Here is a 7,499-nt window from a genome sequence, read left to right on the forward strand (position 1 = left end):
GGTTATTATATCTACTTTGCTATAGTTACCGTAAACTTCTTAGTAATCTTTCCAACCTTTGCTGTTACTACTACTTTTCCAGCCTTCTTACCCTTTAGTTTACCTGTTTTTTTATCAATTGATGCGATCTTTTTATTTGATACTGACCAAACAATTGTACCCTTTGTACCATATGCCTTTGCCTTGCATGTAAATGTATCAGAAACCTTTAATTTACTTGGTACTGCAGTTAATTTGATGTAAGGATTTTTAACCGTAACTTTTGTTAAGAATACATATACTTTACCATTTTGTACATATCTTGTTGTAATCGTTGCTGTTCCAGCCTTCTTAGCAGTAAGTTTACCCGACTTACTAACAGATACAACTGACTTCTTACTTGAATAATACGTAGCTGTGTCACCCGGTAAGGAGTTCTTAATTTTAGATCCTAATGTATACGTGTTACCAGTATAAAGAGTCTTCTTAGATAGTAATGTTGGTAATACTGTATTCTCAAGCGTAACAACATACTTAGATGCATGTGGCATAGTAATGACCACTTGACCATTATCCATTACTCTTACGTAGCACTGTGGTTGTACTTGATTAGCTTTCTCATTAACATAATTTAAGAAGATAGACTTCCCTGCATACTCTTTGCCCGCCATAAAGGTTAACTTAGCTTCAAATGGGAAGACTCCATTATGCCCTAATTCAAAGTAAGTAACGCTTGTAATGGAACGTGTATCTTTGTTCCTTTCTAATGTGTTCTTAATCATGGCATCGATATTTTGCTTATCTTTATCTGCCGTTATAGTAGCGAAACCAAGATCAATATTGCTTCCCGATTTCTCTAGTTTTTCTAATGTTTTTAAATCTACTGTCTTACCGTCTATACTCCAACTGTAACCATCCATAACAACTACTAAGTTAATTGGTGTGCCAGAGATTAATTCAAACATCTTATATGGTACAGTCGTAGCATTATTCATATCTATCTCAACTACTTTTGTCTCTGCACTTTCTTTATCCAACTCTTTTACAATCGTTTCAAGAGATTTTATTATCTGTTCCCAACCACTTACACCACTTTGATTTGCTAAATTAGGTTCTTTTGACGAACTAGAATCACCACTTTCATCACTTGTTGAACCGCCTTGATTTCCACCTTGGTCTCCCGTCTGTTTTCTAGTGATTGTGATTGTTTTTGTAGCTGTCATCTGTGACTCAATTCTACCTGTATCCGTTAACCACTCTAGCTTTTTAGTTGCTTCTGTTGGCTCAATATGAAGCACAAATGTGTTTACACCCACTTTAAGAGGAATATTATCAAGTCGAACGTTGCCATATTGATCTAACGCTCCCTCTTTCATTGTATTAATGTCAGTTCCATTAATCGTAAATATTCCACCCATTGGCACACTTGCTTGAAGATTAAAGTTTTCATCCGTAGTTTCATAACTAATGTCTTCATCACCATATGATATTCTTGGAACGGTAACCATTAGTGGCATATCAGTCCAACGGAGTACATAGTCTTCAACCAACATCTTATTACCACCTTGATTACGAATTGTAAGTGATATATTAGTATCCATAGAGCTATAACCATAATTTCCAGGTGAAGTTGTATCATTTGCTTTATTACTTGTTAAAGCTTCTGTAGCCCATGTTCCTCTTGTATATTTATATTGAATCTTCTTACCTGCCATCATTTTAAATGTATATTCTACGATGTCACTATCTGTAGCGCCACTTGGCTTCTTAAGTTCCCATCCATTTGCTGACCAACCATTTGCATCCGAAGCGATATAGATAGAATCTGTCGCTGACGTGTATACCTTAGACGGAATTGTTAAACGCATTGTTACCTCAACCATTACTAGTTTTGGTGTCACCTCCATTTCAGAGGATTCTGTACGGTTGTAATTTTCATCAAAGGCTTCTACATAATATTGATATTTCGTATCGTTGTTTACGGCGTAATCAATATAGCTACTAACATCTGCAGCCACAGTATCAATACGTTGGTACTCTGTAAAGGTTTCTTTACCAGTGTCCGTCTTTATTACCTGTCTTCGGAAGATATCGAATCCTTTGATTGAATCATCCTCGCACGTCCAATTCAATGTAACTCGGTTGGATTCAGATATGGATTGTTGTAATTCTGGCTTTGTTGGTTTACTTGTATTACCTGACGGATTTACTTTCACGCTATTCTCAGCAGAATATTCATAGGTATATCCATTATTCACTGTTGCTTTCGCATAATACTTGTAACTTACCGCTCTTGTAGGTTCGAATACCGTACTATATATCTTACCTGTAATCTGACCATCTGTCACAACATCTTCCTTATAACGTAATTTAACGCTCTCTGCACTTTCTTTGTTATCATAATAGTACATAAGCATAAAGGTTAATCCTGAAACATCCTTATCTGTATACAATGCATTATCCGTTAACCCTGGAATTGTAATTGTTACATCAATTTCTTCTGTTGTATTTCCTACACCAAGAGAAACTTCTGCAACATCTGTTGGTTTAGTGATACTAGTAATTTTATAAGATGGTAGCGCCGTTGCATATGTACTATAATTACTTGATACACTCCCCTTAATTGTCTTAACATAGTAATAATATCTTGTACCATTCTCTACCGTTGTATCTTCGTAAGATGTAACCTTACCATCTACAGTTTTGATTAAGACCTTTTGCGCACCATCAAGATATGCACGATATACACCATAAGAATCTGCACCTTCTACAGCCTCCCAAGTAACTGTAACCTTACCTGAAGCACCGTTTGTTTCATGGGCAACTACATTCGTAGGAGCTACAGGAAGTTCTTCAAAACTTTGTGACGATACCATCATAATTCCTGAATATGCAGGTATTGTAATCGTTACTTTACCATCCTTAACAGTTTCTTGAATAGATCCTCCTAATTGATCTTTTAATGTAAGTCCTTCTGGAAGGAAATCTGTCACATCTGCATCGAATGTTACTGCTTTATCCGATGTATTGATTGCTGCTAAACCACCCTTTGTATCACTCTTTCTAGCATATGCAATTACATTTCCCTCAGCGTACGCAGTCATAATTTCACCAGTTGCAAATATATCTTTATTGGAATTACGTACATCAGCTGCTTTTACATAGGTATTATATAGGTCACCATATTTACTTGCATATGCATTTGAGATTGTATTATCAGCCGAATTAATTCTTTCCCATGGGAAGGTACGTCTTGAATCCGGATCCTTTGTTCCTGTTACACCTACTTCATCTCCATAATAGATGGTTGGAGCCCCTGGATAACTTAATTGGAAAATAGCTGTTAATGCTTGTAGCTTAATTGCACGCTCCGATGCTTCTGGTGCATTGGCTATATTCTCTTCTTCCCAAGTCGGATTATCAATCTTTGTTATATTACGTACCGTATCATGGGAGTCTACTAAGTTAAGCATTGCATACCATGCTTCTTCTGGATAGTTTTCACGAATTGTTTCAAGTTGTGCATTAAATGTCTTAGCATCCGCTCCATTAATAATGAAGTTCTGTAATGCTGCACGGAATTGATAATTCATAACAGAGTCAAACATATCCCCTAATAGATATTTCGTTGCAACTCCCCATTCTTCACCAAGTACAATAGGCTCTGGAATCGTATTACCATTAACATCGGTGTATCCCTCTGCTGATTTAACAGCCTTCCTGAATTGCTGCCAGGTCTCATCGGATACATCTGGAGCAACGTCAAGTCGCCAGCCACTAGATCCCATCCATAACCATTTTTGTGAGTTCGCTTCTTGCATTGCTTCAGTTGCTTCTTCACTTGATTTTCCTGTTAGGTCATAACCAATTACTTCACCTCGATAATTAACATTGTTATACTCATGAGAACCAGCTATCGTTGCATTCTCGTCGTTAGTTAAATTGGTTTCTTCTGCAGATACTGCTTTTACACATGGTAGTGAGTCATATCCCCACCAACATTCATATTCATAACGAACAAAGTTACCTGCATCATCATATACTTTCTCTGGTCCAACTTCGAACCATGTTGTGTATGCAAAGTCTTCATCCGAGTAATAAGCATTGGTACTTGTATTGATCTGTAACTTATAGTAATCCTTTACTTGCTTTTCAGCTTCAGCCTGTGTAACTTTTTCCTTTTCTACGGTATCCCAGACTCTACTCCAATATTCATAAGCTCCAATCTCAGGATATTTCTCATATCTATCAAAATAGATAGAATCATCACCTACATGGTTGAATACACCATCTGAAATTAAATAGATTCCAAGGTCATTACATGCTTTTGAAAAAGCTTCATATACTTTATCCGAAGCTTTCTTGGTTTCTTCATAATTTAATCCGGAAGTAGGGTCACCCTCTATATTATAGACAGGTTCTCCAAACATAGGGTCAAGGTTTTTATAATCTGTTGCATCATATTTATGGTTTGATGCTGCCCATGATACTGGATTAAGATAAATAGCCGTAACACCTAGGTTCTTCAAGTATGATAATTTTTGCTTAATACCACTAATATCTCCACCATAGAACTCGTTGGACCAAACTCCATCTGTTGTAGCATCTGGATAGTATGGCTTGTTTGCTTCTTCTGATTGCCTTGGGTTTTCAGGTAAATCAGACCACGTACCATCTGATCCTTCTGAACCATCAAATAATTGAATGTCATCCCCTCTTGAACCATCTACTAATTTAGCTTTGTTATTACTTGAATCTCCATCATAAAAACGGTCCGGAAAGATTTGATACACCACTGCATTCTTCATCCAATTAGGGGTTTTATAGTCTTTTTCATATACAGTTAAGTTATATCCCGTCTGTCCTTCTTCTAAAAAAGCACCAGTTCCACCTGAAACTCCATCATCACCATATTCCAATTTTGTTAATCCATCAACTACTATAAATTTATATGTCCATATACCAATAGAGTCAAAATCTTTCGCTGGTACTGTAACCTCCCAATAATCCTTACCATCTAATACTGTAGCAATATTCATCGGATATGTCTTAGCTATATCATTACCATCTGCTAACTCTAATTTTACTAACTGAGCATCTCCCGCTTCTGTTGCAAATCGGAATGTGACATCTTCACTTTCCATCGGAATTGCTCCAAATGGGCTCTTATATGTAGTGGATTGGCTATCAAAATATAGTTCAGCAGTATTAATCTTACCATCGTAAGCTGAATTTTGAGGCTTATAATCATCTTTTATTGTACCTTTTGCATCTTCAAACTCAGATGGAACTGTTGTTGTGAATGTTACATTAGCTGCATCTAATAATTTAAGTACATGATTATTATTACCATCACCATAATCAACACCGTCCCAGCTGTTTCCGTATACAACTTTTATATTATACGTAGCTGGAAATTTCTCTGGTGATAAAGTTCTTTGTAAACGATATTCCGTATCATTGAAGTAATAATCTATAAACATATTCTTGGCTTCTTCAGGACTCCAATCCACTTTATCCCCAAGTAATGTCTGGATATCCCCAACCAACCTAGGCCATGTATTAGTAGATCTGGCTGGAACATATTGTTTTAATCCTTGCTCAGCCAAAGAATCTAGATTAGTACGTACACGATCGCTTCCTTCTAAATCATCATTCAGATAGAAATTAACCTTCGTTTTCTCTGTTAACTTCAATTTGAAGTTATCCTGTGTTCCACCTATTGCCCCATCCCAAGAACCATTCTTAGTAAATTTGAATTCATATGTACCTGCATTTAACACAACAGATTTAGCATAATACTCTCCTACAAGATGACTCATAATACCGTTTTGTCCGGCTTGATTCCAATTATCAAACTGCGAGCAATCACCAGTCACTCTCCATACACTTTCTCCACCAGGTTGTGCTACAAAGCTATCTGGTAATAATTCCTCTTCTCCACTAGCTGGAAATCCAAGCACAGACGCTACTTTATCATAATCATTAACAGAATCATAGACGTAATCAGCTGCGTAATCATAGACGAATACAACATTAGTTTGACTTGCTAAGTTCAAACTTATATTACTCCATGATGGGTAATCCGATTTGTTAAGTACTACTTTATACTCGTAATCCCCCGCATCGAACACCTTATTAAATACTGCGTATTCCCCATTTATATTCGCAAATTCCCAACCAGAATCATCTACTTTCCAATTACTTGTTTCATCATTCCTAACGGTACCGATTAATGAAACCTCTTTCCCAATAGATGGGGTATTAACGGAATCTGTTATGTAACCTGTTTTTGAATTAGCATAGACTGTAATTTTATCTGAACTTGCCGGAATAGTAAGCGCTACTTTATCTTCATCTGCAACTTCTCCATTTCCCCAAGCATTGTTATATGCAACCTTATAGCCATTATCATCTAATGTCACATCTGTAGATAAAGCAGTAAAATCAAATATTTTACTAAATATACCGCCACCTTTGTAATCTAAATTACCATTTGCGTCTACGACTGACCAGTTTGATAAACCTGCTCCAGGGATTAAATCTAGAGTACCTACCCAAGTAGCCGCTTTTTTAAATGACGCACTATCTGTGATTGAATTCTGAATCTCTTTAGAAACAGAATCATATGTAACACGTACATCTTCACCAGTCTCATTCGTCCATGTAGATTCCCCAATCTTTTGGTCATTAACCTTAACTTGTATAGCTGAGCCGGAAGCGGTAGGAACTGTAGTTTCATACAATCCATCACTATACAAATTCATTGTGTATGATTGTCCCCCAACAACTAGCTGTACCTTATCGTCAAGTCTTCTAGTCGCTATTTCTTCTGTAGACTCCGCCTTAATAACTCTAAGGTTATCAGGCATTAAGGTAACAACCATAACAAGCGCCATTAAGATGCTTGTCACTTTTTTTAATACACCTTTTTGCTTCATAATAAATCTCCTTCTCTTAAAATGATGTTTCATCTTGTAAACCCCATGTATGTCATCCATACATATATATTAATACCATAATATGTAATTCTAATCAACACTTTACATAAAATATTTTCGAATTTTTTCGAATTATTAAACATGTCGAATATTATTTGTTTTTGTCACTAAAGAATTTTTGTGCAAATATAACAACACCCCCTAAATACCTCAGCATTCAGAAGGTGCATTATTACAATTCAAAATATATATTCTATTAGATACCAAATTTCTCAGCAATTAACGTGTTAAGATTCGTATAGAAGTTTTCTACTTCTGTTGTGATTTCATTTTTAGAAGCTGTTAGTAAATTAACATATTCTTGTACGATACTTCTTGTTATAGGCGCATCAAAGTTCTCTTCTGAGTTATCACCAACGTTTACTCTTGTGTTATTGTTTGTTGTTGTATTGTTGTTTGCTGTTGTATTGTTGTTTGTATCGTTGTTTGCTGTTGTATTGTTGTTTGCTGTTGTGTTATTGTTCGTAGTTGTATTATTTGTTGTTGTATTATTTGTTGTTGTATTATTATTAGTAGTAG

At 36.0% G+C, this 7,499-nt stretch carries 2 protein-coding genes; both read right to left on the bottom strand.

From position 1 onward, the window contains the following. Window positions 1-11 precede the first annotated feature (11 nt). Entirely contained in the window at window positions 12-6,920 is a 6,909-nt protein-coding gene (locus tag ACW2QF_RS15930; protein WP_455716996.1) for an alpha-amylase family glycosyl hydrolase, read from the bottom strand. A 256-nt stretch (window positions 6,921-7,176) separates the two neighbouring features. Continuing rightward, window positions 7,177-7,499 (bottom strand): hypothetical protein (locus ACW2QF_RS15935; RefSeq protein WP_455716997.1); only part of this gene is annotated, 323 nt, incomplete at its 5' end.

It is taken from the genome of Anaerosporobacter sp., assembly GCF_965301125.1.

Excerpts from the sequence above, each read along its gene's own strand:
- ACW2QF_RS15930 (WP_455716996.1), bottom strand. The coding sequence starts at position 6,920 with ATGAAGCAAAAAGGTGTATTAAAAAAAGTGACAAGCATCTTAATGGCG.